The sequence below is a fragment of the Mesorhizobium sp. M2E.F.Ca.ET.209.01.1.1 genome (assembly GCF_004010375.2).
In the GTDB taxonomy this organism is placed as follows: domain Bacteria; phylum Pseudomonadota; class Alphaproteobacteria; order Rhizobiales; family Rhizobiaceae; genus Mesorhizobium.
Genome location: NZ_SADP02000482.1, coordinates 1 through 360 on the forward strand (window position 1 = coordinate 1; position 360 = coordinate 360).

The 360-nt window shown below is 60.0% G+C and carries 1 pseudogene; it reads left to right on the top strand.

Going from position 1 to position 360, the window contains the following annotated elements:
- Positions 1-36: 36 nt before the first annotated feature.
- Positions 37-360: pseudogene (locus EN852_RS36580) on the top strand (hypothetical protein); the annotation flags it as partial.

Sequence of the window (360 nt, forward strand, 5' to 3'; positions counted from 1 at the left end):
AACGATCACGCCTCGCCTACAGCCGGCGGGCCTCCGATGCCCAAGGTAGCTACGGCCACGCCCGCGACCTTCAAATGCTCCGATCTTGAGATAAAGCCCTACAAGGAACTGGAATGCCCCGAAGGCTACGAAAAGGAGCATACCGTCGAGGTCCAGTTCTTCACCGCCGAAGGCGTGCGAGACATGACCTTGGACTGCTGCAAGGACTACGACGACAAGGAAGCGCCATGCATTTGCATGAAAGCGAAATGGCTCGCGGGCGAAGCCGCAAAGGCCAAGGCAGCAGGCGCGCCCGGCAAAAAGGTAGTCGGCAAGAAGCGCAAGACCCCGCACAACCTAAAGTCGGCGGATGCCCGCAAC